At 67.3% G+C, this 19,582-nt stretch carries 19 protein-coding genes; 4 read left to right on the forward strand and 15 right to left on the reverse strand.

What is annotated here, in order from left to right:
• Window positions 1-119: 119 nt before the first annotated feature.
• The 6 genes from ACSFBL_RS25860 to ACSFBL_RS25885 all read right to left on the reverse strand — a co-directional run bounded on the left by ACSFBL_RS25860 (window position 120) and on the right by ACSFBL_RS25885 (window position 6,018).
• Complete coding sequence (locus ACSFBL_RS25860; RefSeq protein WP_435518681.1) at window positions 120-986, reverse strand: MaoC/PaaZ C-terminal domain-containing protein; 867 nt, start codon at window positions 984-986, stop codon at window positions 120-122.
• Between the two features lie 130 nt (window positions 987-1,116).
• Window positions 1,117-1,794, reverse strand: coding sequence for a nitroreductase (locus ACSFBL_RS25865; protein WP_435518682.1), 678 nt, complete (start codon window positions 1,792-1,794; stop codon window positions 1,117-1,119).
• Between the two features lie 20 nt (window positions 1,795-1,814).
• The gene (locus ACSFBL_RS25870; RefSeq protein ID WP_435518683.1) at window positions 1,815-2,864 is read right to left on the reverse strand and encodes a phosphotransferase family protein; all 1,050 of its coding nucleotides are present in this window, start codon (window positions 2,862-2,864) and stop codon (window positions 1,815-1,817) included.
• 61 nt (window positions 2,865-2,925) lie between these two features.
• Window positions 2,926-4,173, reverse strand: coding sequence for an acyl-CoA dehydrogenase family protein (locus ACSFBL_RS25875; protein ID WP_435518684.1), 1,248 nt, complete (start codon window positions 4,171-4,173; stop codon window positions 2,926-2,928).
• Window positions 4,174-4,314: 141 nt separating this feature from the next.
• Window positions 4,315-5,223 carry an acyl-CoA thioesterase gene (locus tag ACSFBL_RS25880; protein ID WP_435518685.1) on the reverse strand — a complete coding sequence of 303 codons (909 nt, stop codon included), beginning with the start codon at window positions 5,221-5,223 and terminating at the stop codon, window positions 4,315-4,317.
• 3 nt (window positions 5,224-5,226) lie between these two features.
• Window positions 5,227-6,018 (reverse strand): enoyl-CoA hydratase/isomerase family protein, encoded by a 792-nt coding sequence (locus ACSFBL_RS25885; RefSeq protein WP_435518686.1) that lies wholly within the window; start codon window positions 6,016-6,018, stop codon window positions 5,227-5,229.
• 118 nt (window positions 6,019-6,136) lie between these two features.
• On the opposite strand from ACSFBL_RS25885, the gene ACSFBL_RS25890 reads away from it, so the two are divergent.
• On the forward strand, window positions 6,137-7,252 hold the full coding sequence (locus ACSFBL_RS25890; RefSeq protein WP_435518687.1) for an Rv3169 family protein: 1,116 nt from the start codon (window positions 6,137-6,139) through the stop codon (window positions 7,250-7,252).
• Between the two features lie 117 nt (window positions 7,253-7,369).
• Here ACSFBL_RS25890 and ACSFBL_RS25895 read toward each other — a convergent pair whose 3' ends face one another.
• The 9 genes from ACSFBL_RS25895 to ACSFBL_RS25935 all read right to left on the reverse strand — a co-directional run bounded on the left by ACSFBL_RS25895 (window position 7,370) and on the right by ACSFBL_RS25935 (window position 16,472).
• On the reverse strand, window positions 7,370-8,146 hold the full coding sequence (locus ACSFBL_RS25895; protein WP_435518688.1) for an enoyl-CoA hydratase: 777 nt from the start codon (window positions 8,144-8,146) through the stop codon (window positions 7,370-7,372).
• Between the two features lie 17 nt (window positions 8,147-8,163).
• Window positions 8,164-9,375, reverse strand: coding sequence for an ABC transporter substrate-binding protein (locus tag ACSFBL_RS25900; protein WP_435518689.1), 1,212 nt, complete (start codon window positions 9,373-9,375; stop codon window positions 8,164-8,166).
• 22 nt (window positions 9,376-9,397) lie between these two features.
• Window positions 9,398-9,892 carry a hypothetical protein gene (locus ACSFBL_RS25905; protein ID WP_435518690.1) on the reverse strand — a complete coding sequence of 165 codons (495 nt, stop codon included), beginning with the start codon at window positions 9,890-9,892 and terminating at the stop codon, window positions 9,398-9,400.
• Entirely contained in the window at window positions 9,889-10,923 is a 1,035-nt protein-coding gene (locus ACSFBL_RS25910; protein ID WP_435518691.1) for a phosphotransferase family protein, read from the reverse strand. The genes ACSFBL_RS25905 and ACSFBL_RS25910 overlap by 4 nt, the downstream gene beginning before the upstream one ends.
• A complete protein-coding gene (locus tag ACSFBL_RS25915; protein ID WP_435518692.1) occupies window positions 10,920-11,540 on the reverse strand; it encodes a histidine phosphatase family protein in 621 nt (206 codons plus the stop codon). Before ACSFBL_RS25915 ends, ACSFBL_RS25910 begins: the two co-directional genes overlap by 4 nt.
• Window positions 11,541-11,544: 4 nt before the next feature.
• Window positions 11,545-12,414: an SDR family oxidoreductase gene (locus ACSFBL_RS25920; RefSeq protein WP_435518693.1), complete on the reverse strand. Its 870-nt coding sequence runs from the start codon at window positions 12,412-12,414 to the stop codon at window positions 11,545-11,547.
• Between the two features lie 26 nt (window positions 12,415-12,440).
• Window positions 12,441-13,586 (reverse strand): acyl-CoA dehydrogenase family protein, encoded by a 1,146-nt coding sequence (locus tag ACSFBL_RS25925; RefSeq protein ID WP_435518694.1) that lies wholly within the window; start codon window positions 13,584-13,586, stop codon window positions 12,441-12,443.
• Between the two features lie 25 nt (window positions 13,587-13,611).
• On the reverse strand, window positions 13,612-15,168 hold the full coding sequence (locus tag ACSFBL_RS25930; protein WP_435518695.1) for a long-chain-fatty-acid--CoA ligase: 1,557 nt from the start codon (window positions 15,166-15,168) through the stop codon (window positions 13,612-13,614).
• Window positions 15,169-15,287: 119 nt separating this feature from the next.
• Window positions 15,288-16,472 carry a 3-hydroxyacyl-CoA dehydrogenase family protein gene (locus ACSFBL_RS25935; protein ID WP_435518696.1) on the reverse strand — a complete coding sequence of 395 codons (1,185 nt, stop codon included), beginning with the start codon at window positions 16,470-16,472 and terminating at the stop codon, window positions 15,288-15,290.
• Window positions 16,473-16,651: 179 nt separating this feature from the next.
• Here ACSFBL_RS25935 and ACSFBL_RS25940 point away from each other — a divergent pair, with 179 nt between their 5' ends.
• The 3 genes from ACSFBL_RS25940 to ACSFBL_RS25950 all read left to right on the forward strand — a co-directional run bounded on the left by ACSFBL_RS25940 (window position 16,652) and on the right by ACSFBL_RS25950 (window position 19,576).
• Entirely contained in the window at window positions 16,652-17,413 is a 762-nt protein-coding gene (locus ACSFBL_RS25940) for an SDR family NAD(P)-dependent oxidoreductase (RefSeq protein WP_435518697.1), read from the forward strand.
• Between the two features lie 66 nt (window positions 17,414-17,479).
• A complete protein-coding gene (locus tag ACSFBL_RS25945) occupies window positions 17,480-18,688 on the forward strand; it encodes an ABC transporter substrate-binding protein (RefSeq protein ID WP_435518698.1) in 1,209 nt (402 codons plus the stop codon).
• Between the two features lie 9 nt (window positions 18,689-18,697).
• A complete protein-coding gene (locus ACSFBL_RS25950; protein WP_435518699.1) occupies window positions 18,698-19,576 on the forward strand; it encodes a branched-chain amino acid ABC transporter permease in 879 nt (292 codons plus the stop codon).
• Window positions 19,577-19,582: the final 6 nt, after the last annotated feature.

A 19,582-nucleotide genomic window follows, 5' to 3' on the forward strand; every position in this document is an offset into this window, starting at 1 on the left:
GTATCCAGCAGAGGGTCCCCCACTCTTGCTGAGATTGAACGGCTGTTGCCGCCTTCGGCGCCACCTCAACTCCAGTCTTCTGATCCCCTTCGGGAGAGAGGCATCCATAGCATCTCCGTTCATTGATCGCTGAACCGGCATTCGCCGCGATCCAGCACGATCACGTCCCGTTCGACCGCCACCGCCCGGAATCGCACCGTGTCGCCCTCGTCGAACAGGTCGACGCGAACGATTTCGCCAGGGTATGCGGGCTGCGCGAAGCGCACGAACATCGAGCGCAGCCGCTCGGGATGCCCCGGGCTGAAGCGCTTGAGGATCGCCCTGCAGGCCAGCCCCATCGTGTTTAGGCCGTGCGAGATCGGCCGGTCGAAGCCGGCGCGGCGCGCGATCTCCGGGTCGGCGTGGATCGGCATGTAGTCCCGGCTGACCAGGCGATAGAGCAATGCCGCCTGCGGCGCGGTGCGGTATTCGATGCTGGCGCTCGGCACGGCACCGTCGCGCAGCGGGGGTACGGCCTGCGGCGCCTCGCCATGGTTGCCGCAGCCGCCGTCGCCGCGCAGGTATTGCGTGGAATTCAGGCTCGCCAGCGCCTCACCGGATCGGGCATCGGCGATTTCGGTGTCGAAGTAGATCAGGGCGCCGCGCCCGACGCCCTTGTCGACGACAGCCCGCACCCGGTGCGTGGCACGGATGTCCGCGTCCAGCGGCAGGGGCCGGTGCAGCACGAAGCGCTGCTCGCCGTGAAGGATGTTCACCCAGTCGATCGCGGCATCGGGATCGGCGTGCCAGAAGGGTGGCCAGCCCAGCACCATGCACTGGCTAGGCACGGCGTGCTGCGCCCGCCCCTCGAAGACGTAGGGCAACTCGTCCTCGTCGAGCGGATCGGAGCCGATGCCCAGCCCGAGCGCGTACAGGGCCGAATCGCGCCAGTCGTAGTGCTGGGCGGTCGCTTCGAAGCTGCGCTCGATGACGTTCTGCAGGTTCATGTTGAGGCTTGTCTCCGTCCCGGCGAGATGCGGTGTCTCGGATCGACGATCCGAACCATCAGCATACAGTACCATACGCATGCGTACTACCTATGGTTAGTACGGGGTCGCCGCTGACCGGACGACAGCCTCAGCGATGGAATCGCACGGCCTCTCCAGTCGCAGCACGGCCGACGCGCGCGGCGTTGGCCTTGTCGGTGTGATCCTCATAGCCGAACGAGACGCCGAACAGCAGCCGCTGCGAGTCGGGCAGCCCCAGCGATGCCCGCACGATGCCGGGGTACAGGCCGAGCGCGCCCTGGGCGCAGGTGGCGATGCCCCTGGCAGTCATCGCCAGCATCAAGGTCTGCGCATACATGCCGATGTCGGTCGCCTCCCGTGTATCGAAGGGATGGGGCATGAAGATGAAGACGGCGTGCGGCGCGCCGAAGAAATCGAGATTGCGCAGGTAGGCGGCGCGTCGTCCGACCAGATCGCCTCGTTCGACACCCATGGCCCCGTAGAGCTGCACAGCGGCATCGACCTGGCGGGCACGGTACACCCCGTCGAACTTGCCATCCGCGGGCCAGTCGGGCTCGATCGGGGCTTCCCGGCCGCCAGCCTCGACCAGCGCCGTGCGAAGGCGCTGGAGCGCCGGTCCCGAGACCACGTGCGGCATCCAGGGCTGGACGTTGCAGTTGGACGGCGCTCGCTGGGCGATCGCGAAGACCTCGTCGAGCACAGGCTGCGGCACTTCTTCGGGCCGGAAGCCGCGCACCGATCGCCGCTGGAGGATGGCATCGTCGACCGTCATGATGGTCCTCGGCATGGATGCGCTCTGCTGGCGGCTCATTGGCCCGCAATCAACGCGGCACCCCGCTTCGCATAGGCCCGCGCCAGCTTGCGGCCGACGCGCGCGGCGTCCGGCAGGAAGCCGTTGCCGGCCTCGCCGCGCACCGCCACGCCGGCACTGCCGACGGCACCGCGGAACATGGCGAACACCTGGTGGAAGGTCGTCATGCGCTCACCCGACCCGGCCAGCCGGTAGTAGCGCTCGAGGTATTCCTCTTCGGTCGGAATCCCGAGTTCGGCCAGCGGCAGGCCCAGCAACCCGCCGTTCTCGTCGGTCGCCATGCGCCACGCCTGGCTGTTGAAGGCCACGTCCACCAGCGGATGACCGAGCGTCGACAACTCCCAGTCGAGCACCGCGACGACGCGCGGCTCGGTGGGATGGAACATCATGTTCGTGATGCGGAAGTCGCCATGGCACAGGGCGATCGTCTGGCTGTCGGGCACCCGTTCGCCGAGCCAGGCCACGATCCGGTCGAGGTCGGGATTGTCGTCATCGCCGCGGCGGAACTGCGTCCATTGCTGTGACCAGCGGCTGAACTGGCGCGCGAAGTAATTGCCGGGACGGCCGAAGTCGCCGAGGCCGACGGCGGCGAAGTCCAGGCGGTGCAACGCGGCCATCGTCGCGCCCATCGATTCGTACATGACGCGGCGCTCGTCCGGTGCCACGCCAGGCATCGCGAAGCCTTCGAACACACGGCCCTCGATGCGCTCCATCAGGTAGAACGGCGTGCCGAGCACTTCGCGGTCATCACAGTACAGGATCGGCGCGGGCACCGGCACGGTGCTGCCGCGCAGTGCGGTGAGCACGCGGTATTCGCGGTCGATGGCGTGGGCCGAGGCCATCAGGACCGCGTTGGGCTGCTTGCGCAGCACGGCGTGCCAGTCGCCGCGGCGCAGGAAATAGGTCGGGTTCGACATGCCGCCGACCGTGCGCTCGATGATCAGTTCGCCCGTGTGCGCCGGCAAGGCCTGCCGGAGGTAGGCATCCAGGCGCGCCGGCTCGAAGTCGATGCCGCGCCCGGCAGGCGCTTCGACGGCGGCGCTCATTCGGCAACCTCCGTGCTTCGCACCGGGGTGCGAGCTTGCCTGGAGCGGTCCGGCGCGACGCTCATGATGTCGCGCGCTTGCCCGCGAAGCCGAACAGATACTGCGCGACGCGGCGCATCTGCATCTCTTCCGAACCCTCGGTGATGCGGTAGCGGCGATGGTGCCGGTAGATGTGCTCGAACGGCAGCGCGCGCGTGTAGCCGATGCCGCCGTGAACCTGGATCGCGCGGTCCGCCGCCTCGCAGCAGAGCCGGTTTGCCCGGAAGTTGCAGATCGAGACCAGGTCGCTGATCTCCAGCGGGTCCTGCTGGTCCATCCGGCTCGCGACCTGGAAGATGAAGTTGCGCACCATCTCGGATTCGGCGTAGAGCTCCACCAGCGGGAACTGGATCGCCTGCTTCTTCGACAGCGGCTCGCCGAACGCGATGCGGTTGACTGCGTACTTGGCCGATTCGGCGATGCAGTAGCGAGCCGCGCCCGCGCTTGCCGCCGCCTGGCGAATGCGGTTCTCGTGGATGAAGCGTTGCGCCAGCACCAGGCCCTGCCCTTCCTCGTGCAGGATCGCGCTCTCTGGCACGCGAACATCCTTCAGCTCGACCTCGGCATGGTCGCTCGGCATGTTGAAGGTCCAGTGGTTGAAGGCGATGCGATGGCCGGGCGTGTCGGTGGGCACGATGAACGCGGTGATGCCGAGCGCATCGCCGGGCTTGCCCGAGGTCCGTGCGAACACGAGGTTCGCGTGCGCCCGCTGCACCTGGCTGTTGAAGCGCTTCATGCCGTTGATGACCCAGCCGTCGCCGTCGCGCACCCCCGTCGTTTCGAGCCAGGTCGCGTCGCTGCCGTGGTTGGGTTCGGTCAGCCCGAACGAGAGGTGGCGGTCGCGCTTGATGATGCCCTCGATGTAGCGCTTCTGCTCGGGCGTGCCGTAGGCGTTGAGCACCGGCACGATCGGGAAGTTGCCGACGATCGAGGATTCATCCTGCAGATCGTTGTGCAACCCCAGTCCCTTGGCGGCCAGGTGCTCGCGGATCGCGGCGATCGCCAGGTTCGAGGCCGCCTGGCCACCGCAGGCCTTCGGCAACCCGTAGCGCAGGTGCCCTGCCCTGTCGGCCCGGCGCTCCATCTCGGCGATCAGGTCATGCCATTCCTTGCGCGGGAAGCCGTCGTTCTCCCAGTCGGTGCGCGCGTACTCGCGGCGATGGTCGAAGAACTGCATGTTCTCGCGCTCGAGCGGCTTGATCTCGGCTTCGATGAACGCGTCGAGTTCGGCGAGCTTGGCGACGACTTCGGGAGGAAACTGGTAGTCCATGGGGGATGTGCTCCTGATGTTGGCGATCCGGTCGCCGGTGATTCATTCGGCTCTATGTATGCGTCAATGACAATACACATGCGTACGACAACCGTCAACGGGATCGTCCCTGCAACAGGCGGTCGGAGATGCTGCGAAAGGTCAGCCCATCGGCGTCATCAGGTTTTCCTGGGTGGCGCTCGCCACCAGCGCGCCGTCGAGCTCGTGCACGGTCGCGATCGACAGGCCGCGTCCGCGCCCCGCGCAGGGACTCTGCACATCGAAGTGCAGCCAGCGGTCGGCGCGCAACGGGCGGTGAAACCAGATCGCATGGTTCAGGCTCGCCACATGCAGGCGCGTGCCGTCGCGCTGCAGTTGCGGCACGTGGACGCCCACGCTCGGGAAGTTGAGCCACCAGTCCGAGAGGTACGCGAATGCCGCAGCCTGCAGGGCCGGCTCGTCGGGCAGCGGATTCCGCGCGCGCAACCAGAAGCGCAGCGCCGCAACCGATGACGACAGGCCCAACGCCTCCGAGGGGTCCGCGACGCGAAAATCCAATGCCAGTGATTCGAGCGGATAGCCGAGCGTCTGCCAGATCGCGTCGGCCGTCTCCTTCGGCATGTCCTCCAGTCGGAGCAGCGATCCCGGATCGACATTGCCGGCGCGTGACGACGTCGCGTGATCCGGGCCGGGCAGCGGCGTGGCGAAGGTGGCCTGGGCGTCGAGCACCACGCGGCGGTTGTCACCCGCGTCGCCCTCCTGCGTCCCGCGCACGTGGCGCGAGGCGAAGCGCTTGCCGTCCTGCAACGGCGTGACTTCGTAGTCGATCGGACGATCCGGCGAAGCACTCTGCAGGAACATGAACTGCAATGCGGTGGCATCGCGATCGGCCGGCACCGTCATCGACGCCGCCATCAGCGCATGCGCGAGGAGTTGCCCGCCGTAGACGGTGCCGCGCGCGTTGGCGCTGGCATGGCGGCTGCGAAAGCGCGAAGGCCCGACCGGCTGCAGCCGCAGCAGCGCTTCCAGGTCATGCAGATTCCACGGCGCGAGGCCGGGAGGGCCGCTCATCGCTCAGCGACCCTGGAAGGCCGGCTTGCGCTTCTCGACCTGGGCGGCGATGCCTTCCTGCGCATCGAGCGTGGCCGAGACGCGTGCCAGGGTCAGCGCCTCGTCCTCGAGCTGCGCTTCGAGCTGGGCCGCACCGGCCTGCATGAACAGTCGCTTGGTTTCGCCGTATGCCACGGTCGGCCCTGCCGCGAGCTTGCGGGCGAGCGCGAGCGCATCCTCCTGCAACTGCGCATCGGGCACGATCTGGTCGACCAGCCCGGCCCGCTGGGCCTCCTCGCTGGCGAGCACTTCGGCGAGCAGCACGAAGCGCCGCGCGCGGGCCACACCCATGCGCGCGCTCAAGGTCACGCTGGAGCCTGAATCGCAACTGAAGCCAAGCTGCGCAAAGGCCGAGCCGATGCGGGTCGACGCCCCGGCGACCACGACGTCGCAGCCCGCCAGCAGCGCCACCCCGCCGCCCATCGCAAAGCCCTGCACCGCCGCAACGACCGGAACCGGGAGCCGCCAGAAGCGCTGCAGCCCCATGTGGAGGTCGCTGGTCCACTCGCGCACCAGCGGCGGCAGGCGGTCGCGCGCCGGGTAGAAGACCTTGAGATCGCCGCCGAAGCTGAAGTTCGAGCCATCCGCGCGCAACAGCACGGCGCGCAAGCCGGTGCAGTTCAGCAGGTCCGAGGCGACCTGCCTGAAATCGCGCGCAAAACCACCGTCGAAGGGGTTGCCCCGCGCGGGCTGGGCGAGCGAGAGAATGGCCAGTCCGTCCTGCAATTCGACACGGATGGAGTCGGTTGAATTCATGGGATTTCTGTCTCCTGGTTCAAGGTGAGGTGTGCCGGACCTTGCTCGCCGCAGCTGCGGGGAAACCCGGCTATCGTGCTATAGCAGACTATACGCTACCGTATTAGAATTCCGCAATATGCTGACCGCCCAAGACGACCTCATCGGCCACCAGTTGCCGACCACCTTCGACCAGATCGACAACAGCGATCCGGCCTGGATGGAACGGCTCTGGTACACCGGGCATCCCACGCCTGATGGCAATCTCATCTTCGACATCGGGCTGGGCTATCACCCGAATCGCAATGTGATGGATGCCTTCGCCGGTGTGGCCGTCCGGGGCCGGCAATGGAACTTCCGCGCGTCGCGCCGGCTGCGTCCCGACCCGCTGACAACGAGCGTGGGGCCGCTGTCGATCAAGGTCATCGAGGGCTTGCGCCGGCATCGGTTGACGCTCGACGCCAACGACTCGGGCATCCGCTTCGACATCGGGTTCACCGCGAACCTGAACCCCCACGAGGAAAAGGCGCATCTGCGCCGCCGCGACGGCCGCGTCACCGAGAACATGGCGCGCGCGCAGCAGCTCGGCCGCTACAGCGGCTGGCTCGAATTCGACGGCCGGCGCGTCGAGATCGACAGCGCGACATGGATGGGGCAGCGCGACCATTCATGGGGGGTGCGCGCCGAGATGCGCAGCGACGAGACGACGCCTCCGCTCACCTTCTACCCGCCCTTCTTCTACTGCTGGACCACCGCGCAGTTCGCGAACCGCGGGTTGCACATCTTCTTCAAGGAGCGCGCGCCGGGCGAAAAGATCTACCTCTCGGGCGAGGAAGTGTTCACGGCCGGCAGCAAGGTCTCTGGCCGCAACCAGCTGGTCGACGTTCGCCACGAGGCGAGTTGGCATGACGATCCGCACGGGCAATCGATGGCGGCGATGCAATTGCATCTGAAGTTTGCCGATGGCAGCGAGCGGCCGGTGTCGGTGCGGGTGTTGCCGACGAAGTATTTCCTGAAGGGCGGTCTGTACGGCGGCCTCGACGGCTGGTTCCACGGGGACGACCGGGGCAAGCTGTACTTCGAGCATGACGTCTGGGATCTCGACGACCCCGGCACGCGTCGCCGCGTCCGCACGCTGGCCGACCAGGTGATCGAGGTCCGCGATGGCGACGAGGTCGGCTACGGGATCATCGAATACGGTGTGGGCAAGGGCTATGCGATGTACGAGAGCGTGCAGTCGCACCCGGCTATTTGAGATCTCCCCCAGCCTCGCCCACTTCGTGTGGCTCTGCACCCCCTTCCGGGGGCGACGGCGGTGGACCGGCGGAGCCGGATCCACGACGTCCCTGGATTGAGCCGGGCCTGCGGCCGGCTATTTGGGATTGCCTTTTCGGCGGGCGATCATGGCTGCCACTCTGGCCTCGATGGCGGCGCGGTCGGCCTTGGCGTTGTTTTCGATGGAAAGGCGGCGTTCGAGGGCGATTGCGTCGTTGATGGGCAGGGCCGCGCCGTCGTCGAGCAGGCGTTTGTAGGCGCATAGCGTCTCGGGCACGGCTGCAGCCATTTGCGTTGCGATTTCCTCGGACTTGGGCATCAGGGCCTCGGGGGGGACCACGTGGTTCACGAGACCCCACGCGAGTGCTTCCTCGGCGCCGAGGTAGCGGCCGGTCAATGCCAGTTCCTTGGCGCGGTTCAGGCCGATCGCGCGCACCATGCGAACCGAACCGCCCCATCCCGGCAGCAGTCCGACGTGCGCGTGCGTGTCGGCGAAGCGCGCCTGGGTCGATGCGACGAGCAGGTCGCAGGAGAGCGCGATTTCGAGGCCGCCTGTCATCGCGAGTCCGTTGATGGCGCCGATCACGAGGCCGGAGAAGGTGCGGATCGCTCGCACCGGATCGTTCTCGTAGGCCCCGGCGGCGAGTTCGTCGGTGGCGCCCCATTCGTCGAGGTCCATGCCGGCGGAGAAGGCGCGGCCCGCACCGGTCAGGATCAGCACGCGCACCGACGGATCGGCCTCGAGCGCCTCGACGGCGGCGACGAACTCGCGGCGCAGTTCGTTCGAGAGCGTGTTGAGCTTGTCGGGCCGGTCGAGCACGAGGGTGGCGAAGCCTTCCTCGCTGCGCAGCACACGGAGGGTCTTGAAGTCCATTGGGCGCAATGTACCGCTCATTGCACCTTGCACTCGGGGCTCGGCGGTGGGAACAGCGACGTGCCCGGCTCGATCTGGCGCATCGCGAAGGTGGTTGCCTTGCCGTCGGCGGTCTTCACGACCTGGGCGACGCCGTGCTGGCGGATCAGCGTGTGGTCGGCGGCGCGCATCTCGACTTCGCCGTAGACGGTCTGAACCTTGAGCCCCGCCAGCGCGTCGCGCACGGCGGGCACGTCGGTGCTTTTGGCCTTCAAGATCGCGCCGCGCAGCATCTCTAGCGCGACCATCATGTCGGCATCGGTGTAGATCGGCTTGCGCTTGTTGTGCTCCTCGTAGGCCTTCACGAAGGCGGCGTTGCGCTCGCCGGGCATCGTGTTGTGGTAGCTAAGCCCGTTGAGCACGCCCAGCACCGCGTCGCCCTGGGCTGACAGCTGGAACTCGGTCGCGAAGCCGTTGCCGAGCACCGTCTTGTACTTGTCGAACAGGCCGAACTGCTTCTGCTGCTTGGCAAAGGAATTGCCGTCGGACATGTAGAGCGTGACCATCAGCGCGTCCGCCGGCTTCGACAGCTGCGTGATGTAGCTACCGAAGTCGGTCGTGCCCTGCGGTGCGAACAGGCTCTGCTGCACGGTACCGCCCTCCTCCTTGACCATGTCGGTGAACTTGGCCGCGAAGGAGTGGCCGACCGCGTAGTCGGGCGAGATCACGTTCCATGTTTTCGCGCCCGACTTCTTGACGAAATCGCGCAGCATCGCGGTGTACACGGCGTCGGGCGTCGTGACGCGGAAGAAGTTGGGCTGGCAGGACTTCGTCATCAGGTCGTCGCCCTGCGAATAGACGTCGATCATGAGTGCGTTGAGTGCGGCCAGCTTGGGCGCGATCGCGAGCGAATGCGAGGTGGGCGTCTGGCCTGTCACGAAACTCGCGCCGCCCTGCTGCACGAGCTTGGTCACCGCGGCGATGGCGCTCGCCGGGGTGCCGGAATGCGATTGCAGCACGACCTCGAACTTGCGTCCGAGCGCGCCGCCCTGTGCGTTGAGGATGTCGACCGCCGTTCGGGCGGAGTCCTCGACGAGGCTGGCGTAGGTGGCGAAGGGACCGCTGTCGATCGTCAGCACGCCGATCTTGATCGGTCCCTGCGCCTGGGCGTTCACCGCCGCCGGCAAGGCGAGCAGCAGGGCGCCGGCCACGGCCGAAAGCGCAACGAATCTTCTGGACAGTGAAGTCATGGGGGTGTCTCCTTGGGGAATCTCAGTCTTCCGAACCGCTGGACATTTCCGCGAAAAGCGGTCGGGGTGAACTCTTCAGTTCGATGGCAAGCTCCGCACGCATGGCGGTACGCAACAAGTTGTCGATCCGGTCGGCCACCTCGGCCGGCAGTTGCGCGCGCTGGGCGTCGAGCCATCCAAGCAGTTCGCCGACCGCGCGATTGCCTTCGTCGCGCAGTGCGAGCAGTGCGACGATGGGCTCGGCCTGCGGCGCAGGGCCGGCCGGCAGCGGTGGCAACGAGGACGCCTCGGGCCGGTCGAGCACCAGGGCGGCCACGCCGTCGATCGCAACGCGCTGTGCCGCGATCTGCTCCAGCAGGAAGCCTGCGGACCAATCGGCGCGCACCTTGAAGGTGTTGAGCAGGTTGATGACGCCGAAGACCTGGCCGCGGGCGAACTCGTCGTCGAGCCGGCTCAGCACTTCCTTGCGAAGGGTGGCGTTCATGCCGTCGATGAGTCGGGCGAAGGAGTTGTTCATCGGGTGGCCTCGATCGTCTTTTCCATCTGGCGCAGGCAGGTCGCGATCTGGCTGCCCATCGCTGGCATGCGCATGTCGTTGAAGCGGCCTTCCTCGAAACAGCGCGCCGCCGCCATGTGCGTCGCGGCGAGCTTGAGCAGCGACAACGCCTGGTAGTAGCGCACGGAGTCCATCGAAACCTCGAAGCCTGCCTTCTCGCCGTACCGGGCGTAGAACCAGTCGGGCTCGGCGAGCCGGCAGATCAGCTTGCTCCCGCCCATGTACATCGGCAGGCTTGCCCAGCCGAGGTCTTCGTGCGGGTCGCCGAGATGTACGAGTTCCCAGTCGAGGATCGCGGTGATGCGGCCGTCCTGCTCCAGGAAATTGCCGGTGCGGTAGTCGCCATGGACGATCGCGACGCGCGGCGCGGTCGGGCAATGGGCCTTGAGCCATCGCAGGCCCCATTCGGCCATCGGATACGGACGCATGGCCCAGCGCGCGATCTGCTGCTCCCAGTACTCGACGTTGATGAGCGCGGCATTCTGAACGGTGATGCCGTGCGCCATCTCGGCCACCGGCTTCTCCTGCCAGGGAATGCGATGCAGCGCCGCGAGCGCATCGACAAACTGCTCGGCCAGGCGCTTGCGATAGCCTTCTTCGAGGCCGGGCTCGTTGGCCGACACCCAGGGCACGACCGCGTCGCCCGAGACCTTCTCGCAGAACATGAATGGCGCGCCGAGGATCGTCGGGTCGTCGCTGCTCCAGTAGGCACGCGGCACGGGGACCGCGCTGCCTTCGAGCGACTGCATCGACAGCACCTGCGGCCGGGCGCTGTAGGGCGCGAAGAGACCGTAGTCCGGGCCCAGGCGCAAGATGATTTCGCGCGGGCCGTCGTCGCCGTCGATGCCGGCCACGGGCACGGCATAGGTCAGCCACGAGAACCCGACCGGGAAGCGGCGCACCGTGCCGACCTGCACCGGATGCCCGAGTTGCGCGGCCAGGTAGTCGGCGATCTTCGGGGCCAGCGTGGTGTCGTCGATGAGCGTGGTCATGGGGAATCCGTGGGATGGGAGGCGGCCCGTCGCACGGGAAGATGGCCGCGCTCGTTCACGCTCGCCACGCCGATCGCGCCGCCGGAGAGCGCGCGCAGCCGCGTCATCGAGGCATAGCCCGGTGCGAAGTGCACGATGCGCGACAGCCCGAGCGCATGCGAGAGCACCACGTTGATCGGCAGGCCATGCGTGAAAACGGCGACGTGCTGATTCCGGGGCCCATTGCCGATCGTCGCGGCAAGCGCTTCGAGCACGCCCTGGCGGAACTTCGTGGCGTCGCCGCCGAAGAAGGCGATCGGATCATCGAGGAAGCGCGACCATTCGTCGGTGCCGAGCGCACGCAGCGTTTCGGTGGACCGGTAGCGGTCGACATGGCGATCGGCCTCGGCCCATCCGTCGACCTCCTCCATCGGCAGGCCGAGCCGGTCGGCCAGCGGCTGTGCGGTCTGCCTCGCGCGGACCATCGGACTGCTGACGATGCGCGTGATGCCCTCCTGCGCGAGCCGGTCGGCGACCGCTTCGGCTTGCGCCCTTCCGTCCGCGCGCAGCGGCGGGTCGTGCGGGCGCTCGGTGTCGTCCTCGTCCGGGCGTCCATGGCGGACCAGCACCAGCTTCATGGCCTCAGCGCCCCTGCTTGAGCAATTCGGGCAGGCTCGCGCGATGGAAGCCCTCGAACGGCACGCTGTTGTGGTGCGGTGTCTGCTTCCAGGTCCCGCGCGCATTGGGCGTCCCGCCATCGACGCGGACGCAGCTGCCGGTGATGTAGGCCGCCGCAGGCGACAGCAGGTAGACGATCGCGGCCGACACCTCCGCCTCGGTGCCGAAGCGCTGCATCGGCACGGTGGGCGGGAATTCGAGGATCTTGGCCTTGGCTTCCGGCGCATAGGTGTCGAAGCCGCTGGACGCGATCCCGCCCGGTGCGACGGTGTTCACGCGCACGCCCGAGGCCGCCCATTCGCAGGCGGCCGTCTCGCTCAGCGTGAGCATGCCGCCGCGCGCGGCGCCCGAATGCGCGAAGTCGGGCCAGCCGTGCCAGATGTCGGCAATGATGTTCACGATGGCGCCGCCGTGCTGCTCCATCCAGCGGTTGTAGGCCTCGCGCATGAAGATGAAGCCGCCCGTGAGGTTGTTGCGCACCACCGCCTCGAAGCCCTTGGTCGAGATGGTCTTCATCGGCGTGCGGTACTGGCCGCCCGCGTTGTTGACCAGGCCGTCGAGCCGCCCGCGCGCCTTCAGCACGGCGTCGATGGTTTCGCCGACGGCGACCTCGTCGCGGATGTCGCAGGGATGCGCGCTCGCGCTGCCGCCGTCCTCGGCGATCTCGCCGCGGACCTTCTCGAGCTTCTCGGCGGTGCGGCCGACCAGCGCCACGTGGGCGCCGAGCGATGCCAGTTCGTGGGCAGTGCAGCGGCCGATGCCGCTGCCGCCGCCCGTCACGATGACGGTCTGGCCGTCGAAGATGCCGGGGCGAAAGACGGATTGGTAGGGCATGCCGGTGTTCCTTTTTGTGCCTGTCTCTACTGCACGGCGGCGCGGCCGATGCGCTGGCGTGCAATCACGAGCTTCATGATGCCGGCCGTGCCGTCGCCGATCTCCAGGCCCATCACGTCGCGCATGCGCTGCTGGTGCGGCAGGTCCTTCGACCAGCCGTAGTGGCCGAAGGTCAACAGGCACTGGTGGATGACGTCGAAGGCTGTCTTCGGCCCCATCCACTTGACCATGGCCGCCTCCGTCGTGTGCGGAAGACCCGCATCACGCAAGGCCAGCGCGTGATAGGACAACTGGCGCACCGCCGCGATGTGCGACTCGCCCTCGGCGAGCGGAAAGCTCACGCCCTGGAACTGCCCGATCGGCCGCCCGAAGGCCTCGCGCTCCTTCGCATAGTCCCAGGCCTCGTCGAGCGAGGCCTGCGCCGCGCCGCAGCACTGCAGCGCAATCAGCGCGCGGCTGTAGTCGAAGCCCTGCATGACCTGCGTGAAGCCCTTGCCCTCATCGCCCAGGCGGTGGCTGGCCGGCACCTTCACGTCGTCGAAGAACACCGAGCCACGCCCGATGATCGCGCTGCCGACGTCGTCGAAGTGCGTGCGCTGGATGCCGGGCGACTCGGCCGGGATGAAGAAGGCCGACACCCCTTTCGCGCCATCTTCGGGCCGGCCGGTGCGCGCGAAGATCAGGTAGGCGTCGGCGCGATCCGCGAAGGTGATCGATGTCTTCTCGCCGTTGATGATGTAGTGGTCACCATCGCGGCGCGCGCGCATCTGCAGGTTGCTCGCATCGGAGCCGCCGCGCGGCTCGGTCAGGCAGATCGCCACCACCGCCTCGCCGCGGATCATGCGCGGCACCCATTCCTCGACCACCTCGGGCTGCGCATGCCGGATCAGGATCGCCGCGTTGAGCGAGACGCCCACCGGCACCGCGCTCACGTTGAAGTCGCCGTAGGCCAGTTCTTCCGCGATCAGGCCGGTCGTGACCGCATCGGCGCCGAGGCCGCCCAGGCGCTCCGGCAGGTCGACACCGATGAGGCCGAGCCGCCCCATCTCGGCGAGCAGGTCGCGGTCGAGCACGCCCAGCTTCTCGCGCTTCTGGTAGTGGGGCAGCAGGCGCTCGCGCGCGAAGCGGCGCGCAGATTCCTGCAGCGCCTTCTGGTCGTCGGTCAGAACCATGGGATGTGTCTCGTGGAGTGGATGTTCAGATCTTGCGTTCGTGACCGACCCAGTACGGGTCGCGCAGCACGTTCTTGCGCACCTTGCCGACCGGCGTCACGGGCAGCGGATCGGCCCGGAACTCGATGCTGCGCGGGCACTTGTAGCCGCCGATGAGGGTGCGGCAGTGCGCGATCAGCGCGTCGGCCGTGGCCTGCTTGCCGTCTTTCAGGACCACCACCGCGTGCACGGCCTCGCCCCATTGCTCGCTGGGGATGCCGATCACGGCGGCCTCGCGCACCGCCGGATGCAGGAAGAGCGCGCGCTCGGTCTCGATCGAATAGACGTTCTCGCCACCCGTGACGATCATGTCCTTGACGCGATCGGCCACGTAGAGAAAGCCGTCGCCGTCCAGGTAGCCCGCATCGCCGGTGTGCATCCAGCCGTCGCGCAGCGCGGCGCGCGTGGCCTCGGGATTGTTGAGGTAGCCGAGCATCAGGAAGTCGCTGCGCACGATGATCTCGCCGATTTCGCCAACTGGTGCGTCGGTGCCGTCGGGCAGCACCACGCGGATCTCGTTACCGAAGCCGGCCTGCCCGGCCGAGCGCAGGCGCGACGATTTCTCGCCCGAGACGATGTGGTCGCGCCAGCGCAGCATGGTCGCGAAACCGCCGGTCTCGGTCATGCCGTAGATCTGGTAGAAGCCCCAACTCGGCACCTTCTCCATGGCGCGCAGCATCAGGCCCTCGGGCATCGGCGAGCCGCCATAGATACACGTCTTGAGGCTCGTCAGGTCGTACTGATCGACATCGGGATGGCTCAGCAGCATGTTGACCATGGTCGGCACCAGCACCGCGTTGGTCACCTTGTGTTCGCCGATCGCCTTCATGACTGGCAGTGCCTCGAACTTCGGCAGGATCGCATGCGTGCCGGCGGCCATGGTGATGTACCAGAGGGCGCTCGCGCCGGCAAAGTGGAAGTAGCCCGCCACGTACAGGAAGGTCAGGTCCTCGACGCTCGGCAGCAGCGCGAGGTAGCAGCAGGTCGCGAGGTACACGCCCTTGTGCGACATCGCCACGCCCTTGGGATGCGCCGTGGTGCCGCCCGTGTAGAAGATGACGTAGAGGTCGTCGTCCGACCGGTTCGCGTCCGGCATCGGCGCGTATTCCTCGACGAGGGCTTCGTAGGAGAGCATGCCCGTCGGGGTCGGCCCGTCGCCGAGGTAGATGAAGGTCGTCACGGACGGCATCTGCGGGCGGATCTGCTCGGCCTGCTCCACGAACGCATCGTCGACGAACAGGATGGGCGCCTTGGAATCGGTGAGCGCGTAGATGTTCTCCGGCACCGACCAACGCACGTTGAGGGGCGCGAGCGCACCGCCGGCCCAGGGCACGGCAAAGAAGAGCTCCAGGTAGCGATCAGAGTTCATCGCCAGGATGGCGACGAAGGCTCCCTCCTTCACCCCCAGCGAGCGAAGCGCCGCAGCCATCCGCGGCACGCGCGTGCCGACTTCCTTCCACGTGCGACGACGCTCGCCACTGATGGTGGCCACGCGTTGCGGGCTGCACTGGACGGCCCGCTTGAGGAGCTGGGTACCCTGCATGTTCTGTCCTTTGAGGTACTTGGTAGTCTTCCCATACGGTACGCTACCGTACGATCATACGCCAATGGGGGTTCCCCCTAAGTGCCGCCGACAACCATAGGGCTTGCCGCCGTGCCGATTCATGTCTCGGCGAAGCCTCCACGCTGCACAGCCAGTCTCCGCAGCCAGGGCGACGGACGGAAGCGCTCGCCATGGAGATCGGCCAGCGCATCGCATTCCGATTCGAATTCGGCGAGCCCCCGCTTTTCGACCTGTGTCAGCACGCCGCCCTCGGACTTCGGAAAGCCCAGGCCCAGCATGGAGCCGATGTCGGCCTCGCGCGCCGTGGCGACCGTGCCCTCCTCCAGGCAACGCGCAGCCTCGAGCGCCTGTGCATGCATCAGTCGACGCCGCACGGCGTCAATGTCGGGTTGGTTCGAAAGTGGTGGGTGCAGCGCGCCCAGACCGGGCCACAACTGCTTCGGTTCCCCTTCGGGGTAGTCGTAGAAGCCGCCGCCGTCGCGCCGACCACGACGACCGGCGGCCATCAACGCATCGAGCACGGGCCTCGACAGCGGGCGGCAGAAGCGCTCGGGCAACCCGTCCGCCCTCGCCTGCCGGGCCTGTTGCCAGTTGAGCGCGATACCGGTTTCGTCGAGCATGGCGAGCGGCCCGATCGGCATACCGGCCGACGCTGCAGCCGCCTCGATCGATGCGGGGGCAACCCCCTCCGCCACCATCGCCGCGGCCTCGTCGAGATAGGCCGCAAAGACGCGCGACGTGAAGAAACCGGGCCCGTCGCGCACCACGATCGGCGTCTTGCCGAGCCTCTTTGCCCATTCAAGGGCCAAGCGCGTGGTTGCGGAGCTGGTTTCGGCTCCGACCACCAATTCGACCAGCGCCATCCGGTCGACCGGCGAAAAGAAGTGCATGCCGACGAAGCGCTCGGGCCGGGACAACGCGGACGCCAGACCCGAGACCGGCAAGCCGGACGTGTTGGTCGCGATCAGCGCGCCGTCGGCCACGACACTCTCGATGCGCCGCAACACCTCGGTCTTGATGCCGCGGTCTTCCGCCACAGCCTCGACCACCAGCGTGCAAGCCGACAGGCCATGGACGTCCGGCGCGGCTGTCACGCGGTCGAGGATGGCGTCGCGAGCGGCCGCGTCGAGGCGGCCCTGCGACACGCGCTTTTGAAGGTCCGCCCCCAGGCGCGACAGACCGCGCAGAGCTGAAGCTCGATCTCGCCCGACGAGCACCGCCTGGATGCCGGCGCCCGCCGCCGCATGGCACAGGCCGAGGCCCATCAGGCCGGGGCCGACCACGCCGATTCGCAAGTTCTCATGAAGCGTCATGGAAGGCCGATTTCTTTCGCTGCAGATACCGAGGGAAAGCCCGTACGACGAATGTCTCGCATTTCTAATGCACTTGCGTACGATACGCACCCATACTAGATACGTCAATTCGGTGCAACCACATGCGCGACCACGGAGACATCCAGCGAATGAACTCGATCGACCTGACTGGTCGCTGCGCCGTTGTCACTGGCGGCGGCAGCGGCATCGGGCTGGCCACGGCGAAGCGCTTTCTCGCCTCGGGCGCCCGCGTCGACCTGTGGGGACGCAGTGCAGACAAGCTCGAAGCGGCCGCGAAGGAACTGGGTGAGCCGAGCGCGGTGTCGTGGCGTGTAGTCGATGTGTCCGACCACGCTGCAGTCCAGCAGGCCGCGGCCGGTGCGAAGGCGGCGCTCGGCCAGGTCGACATCCTTTTCAACAACGCCGGCGTCGCACTCGAGGTGTGTCCGATGGTGGAGATGTCGCTCGACGCCTGGCATCAGAACATCGCCATCAATCTGCACGGCGTGTTCTATTGCTGCCGCGCGCTGGCGCCTGACATGATCGCGCGCGGCTGGGGTCGGATCATCAATGTCTCGTCGATGGCGGGCAAGGACGGCAATGCGATGCAAAGCGCCTACTCCGCGGCAAAGGGCGGGGTGATCGCCTTCACCAAGAGTCTGGGCAAGGAACTCGCGACCACCGGCGTCACGGTCAATGCCATCGCGCCCACGCTGTTCGAAACACCGCTCGCAATGGCCACGATGGCCGATGCCCCGGCGGCGATGCAGGCCGTGATCGACAAGATTCCGATGCGCCGCATGGGGCACGCAGACGAGGCGGCTGCCATGTCGGCCTGGCTGGCATCGGACGAATGCTCGTTCACCACGGGTTTCACCTTCGATCTGTCCGGTGGGCGCGCCACCTACTGATCCCGAATCCCCGCCGGTGCCCTGAATGCGCCTCCCCAGCCCAACACCCCGACAGAAGGACTCCTCATGACCCGCTCCAGCCACCCCTCGCGCCGTTCGGTGCTCGCCGCCGGCTCCGCACTCTTCGGCGGCTCGCTGCTCGCCGGCGCGCCAAGCGTGTTCGCACAGGGGGGAGACACGTTCAAGATCGGCTCGGCGCGTGCGATGACCGGGCTGGTCGCCTCGTCCTTCGCCCCCCTCTATGTGTCGGTCAAGATCGCGGTCGAGGAGATCAACGCGTCCGGCGGCATCCTGGGCCGCAAGGTCGAGATCATCGAGGTCGATGACGAGAGTTCGCCCGCCAAGGAGCCTGCCGTGATGCGCAAGCTGATCGACGGCGGCGCGCAGGCGCTGCTCGGTCCGGTCGGCAGTTCGCACACGATCGCCGCGGCCACGACGTCGACGGCCGCCAAGGTCATCCACGCCGGGGGCGGCTGGGCCGAGGAGTTGGCCGACGGCGCGAAGTACCCCTATCACTACCAGTTCACCTACAACACCGGCCACCAGGGAGAAGCCATCGCGCGGCTCATCGTCGAGAAGCTCAAGCTGAAGAAGGTCGGCATCCTGCAGGAGAACAGCGGCCTGGGCGAATCGGGCGGCGCCGCGACCGTGCGCGCACTCAAGAAGCGGGGGCTCGATCCGGTGGGCATCGAGGTCTACCCGCCGAACGCGACCGACCTCAAGGTCTACCTCAACAAGTTGCGCTCGGCAGGCGCCGACGCGATCGTGCTGTGGAACTCGCCCGTCCAGGGCATGCTGCTCACCGCCTCCGGGCTGCAGGCGATGAAGTGGTATCCGGCGCTGCTCGGTGGCAACTCCCTGTTCTCGAACACGGTGCTCGAGAACACCGATCCCGAGGTCCTGAAGAACGCCTACGGCACGCTCATCAAGACCATGACTTACACGGAGACCGAAGCGCCCGGCCCGAGGCAGGTGGCGTATGCCAAGCGCGTGGTCACGTTCCCGGAGTCCAAGTTCTGGGAGATCAATGCGGCGATCAGCCCGTTCTACGACTACCTGCACCTTCTCAAGGCGGTCGTGGAGAGCGAAAAGCGCTTCGACACCGAGCGGGTCAAGAAAGCCTTCGACGCCACGAAGAACTATCCCGGAATGATCGGCAGCATCAGCTTCACTTCTGAAAACCATTGCGCCCTGACCGGCGACCAGATGGTGATGGCGACGCTGCTGTCCGGCAAGGATCCCCGCTCGATGGGCGTGTTCCGCGAGCGCGCCTGAAGATTCCTCATGTGGCCCGATGTCATCGTCGCCGGCCTGACCTCCGGCAGCCTCTACTGCCTGGTCGCGGTCGGCTTCAACGTCCTGTATCGGCCGACCAAGGTCTTCAACTTCGCGCAGGGCGACTTCGTGATGGTGGGCGCCATGGCGAGCGCGCTGCTCATGACCCAACTCAAATGGTCCTGGGTGCCCGCGTTCGCGGCCGCGATGGCGGGCGTCGCGCTGCTGTCGCTGGTGGTCGAGCGCGTCGCGGTGGCGCCGGTGCTCAAGCGCAGCACGAACGGGACGGCCTGGATCATCACGACGCTCGCCATCGCGATGATCATGACCAACGTCGTCGGCAAGATCTGGGGCGCCGACCCGATCGTGGTGAACGCGCCGGCACCCTTGTCGAACGACATGCTGACCTGGGGCAGCCTCAACATTTCGAGCTACCAGATCGCGCTCATCGTGCTGACCGTGTTGCTGGTGGTGGTGGTCGAACTGCTGTACGGCAGCCTGTGGGGCAAGGCGGCGATCGCGGTTTCGGAAGACCGCGATGCGGCCTTGCTGCGCGGGATCGATCCGACCTCCATCAGCCGCTGGTCGTTCGCCCTCGGCGGCGCGTTCGCGGGGCTGACCGGCGCGCTGGCGTCGCCGGTACTCAGCGCGTCCACTTCCCTCGGCGGGATGCTGCTGCTCAAGGGCTTTGCCGCGGCGGCGATCGGCGGCCTGGGCAGCAATCGTGGCGCGCTCATCGCGGGCTACGCCATCGGCCTGTCCGAGGCGGCCAGCGCCCTGCTGCTGTCGCCCGGCTACCACAACGCCGTGATGCTGGTGCTCGTGCTGGCCATCCTGCTGGTGCGGCCCGGCGGGCTGTTCAGTTCGCTCGAAGCGCGCACGGTGTGACGGCAC

This window comes from Variovorax glacialis (assembly GCF_051216375.1).
In the GTDB taxonomy this organism is placed as follows: Bacteria; Pseudomonadota; Gammaproteobacteria; order Burkholderiales; family Burkholderiaceae_C; genus Variovorax.